Annotated in this window: 1 protein-coding gene; it reads left to right on the top strand. The window is 60.4% G+C overall.

Annotated elements, in window-relative coordinates:
• Nucleotides 1–2,447: hypothetical protein (locus RN22_RS25270; protein ID WP_369700108.1), on the top strand; the 2,447-nt coding region annotated here is incomplete at both ends.

Raw genomic sequence — 2,447 nt, 5'->3', positions numbered from 1 at the left:
GGTACGACGGACGGTTCGACTACCGGCGGTACTGACGGCAGCACCACAGGTACCACCGACGGCTCGACTACGGGCGGCACCGACGGCTCAACGACGGGTACGACCGACGGATCGACTACAGGTACCACGGACGGTTCGACTACGGGCGGCACTGACGGCTCAACGACAGGTACCACGGACGGTTCAACTACAGGCGGTACTGACGGCTCAACGACGGGTACGACCGACGGTTCGACCACCGGCGGTACTGATGGCACTACCACGGGTACGACAGACGGTTCGACTACGGGCGGCACTGACGGTTCAACCACCGGCGGCACCGACGGATCGACCACAGGTACCACTGATGGTTCGACCACAGGTACGACAGACGGCTCAACGACGGGTACGACCGATGGTTCAACGACTGGCGGTACCGATGGATCGACTACTGGTACCACGGATGGCTCGACCACGGGCGGCACCGACGGCTCGACTACAGGTAACACTGACGGCTCAACGACGGGTACTACCGACGGTTCAACGACAGGTACTACTGACGGCTCCACGACGGGTACGACCGACGGCTCGACCACGGGTACCACTGACGGCTCGACTACAGGTACGACGGACGGTTCGACTACCGGCGGTACTGATGGCACCACCACAGGTACGACGGACGGTTCAACCACAGGTATGACGGACGGTTCGACTACAGGTACCACCGATGGTTCGACTACCGGCGGTACGGATGGCTCAACCACTGGTACCACGGACGGCTCGACTACCGGCGGTACTGATGGCAGCACCACAGGTACCACCGACGGCTCAACGACAGGTACTACTGACGGCTCCACTACGGGTACAACCGACGGCACAACCACGGGTACGACTGACGGTTCAACCACAGGTACGACCGATGGCTCGACCACGGGCGGCACTGACGGCTCAACGACAGGTACGACCGACGGTTCAACCACCGGCGGTACTGATGGCAGCACGACAGGTACCACCGATGGCTCGACCACCGGCGGTACGGATGGCTCAACGACAGGTACTACCGACGGCTCGACCACGGGCGGCACAGACGGCTCGACCACGGGCGGTACAGACGGCTCGACCACCGGCGGTACGGATGGCTCAACGACAGGTACGACCGACGGTTCAACGACAGGTACCACTGACGGTTCAACTACGGGCGGTACTGACGGCAGCACCACAGGTACGACCGACGGTTCAACGACTGGCGGCACTGACGGAACGACTACAGGTACGACGGACGGTTCGACTACAGGCGGTACTGACGGCTCAACCACGGGTGGTACCGACGGCTCAACGACGGGTACGACCGACGGTTCGACCACAGGCGGTACGGACGGAACCACCACGGGTACTACAGACGGTTCGACCACCGGCGGTACTGATGGCACCACCACAGGCACGACAGACGGTTCAACGACAGGTACCACTGACGGCTCGACTACAGGTACGACCGACGGCTCAACCACGGGTACCACCGATGGCTCGACTACGGGTGGTACTGACGGCTCGACGACAGGTACCACCGACGGTTCGACTACGGGTGGTACTGACGGCAGCACCACAGGTACCACCGATGGTTCGACTACGGGCGGCACCGACGGCTCAACCACAGGTACGACGGACGGCTCGACTACCGGCGGCACTGACGGCACCACCACAGGTACCACCGACGGCTCAACCACCGGCGGCACCGACGGATCGACCACAGGTACCACTGACGGTTCAACAACAGGTACCACGGACGGTTCGACTACCGGCGGTACTGATGGCACCACCACAGGTACGACAGACGGTTCGACCACGGGCGGTACTGATGGCACCACCACAGGTACCACAGACGGTTCGACTACCGGCGGTACGGATGGCACCACCACGGGTACGACAGACGGTTCGACCACCGGCAGTACGGATGGCACCACCACGGGTACGACAGACGGTTCGACTACGGGCGGTACTGACGGCTCAACCACGGGTACGACAGACGGTTCAACTACGGGCAGTACTGATGGCAGCACCACAGGTACGACAGATGGCGGCACCACAGACGGTGGTGGCACAACACCAAGCGTCCTGGCTGGATCTGTAAACGAGGGAGATCCTGGTGATCAAGTGAAAACCAGTGGAGAGTTGAATGAAGAGGATTCTCAGCTATTCGCTAACCAAAATAGGTCAGGTACCTATGGCTCATTGGCACTTGTCGATGGTGTATGGACATACACACTAGACCAATCGAAGGTCCAGGCACTCTACAAAGATGAAATCGTCAAGGACGAGATAGATATCATCGCGAGCGATAACAGCAAATTAACTGTTGTGATAGAGATTACAGGTACCGACGATGAGCCCGTTATCTCTGGAGATGATAACGGCACCATAAACTTGTGGAGAGACTCAGGTTTTGAGGGTGATCTCTATGAGGTGAGAGG

The organism is Grimontia sp. AD028 (assembly GCF_000973155.1).
In the GTDB taxonomy this organism is placed as follows: Bacteria; Pseudomonadota; Gammaproteobacteria; order Enterobacterales; family Vibrionaceae; genus Enterovibrio; species Enterovibrio indicus.
The sequence above is the reverse complement of the archived record's forward strand: the minus strand, read 5'-3'. Positions and strand labels throughout refer to the sequence as shown.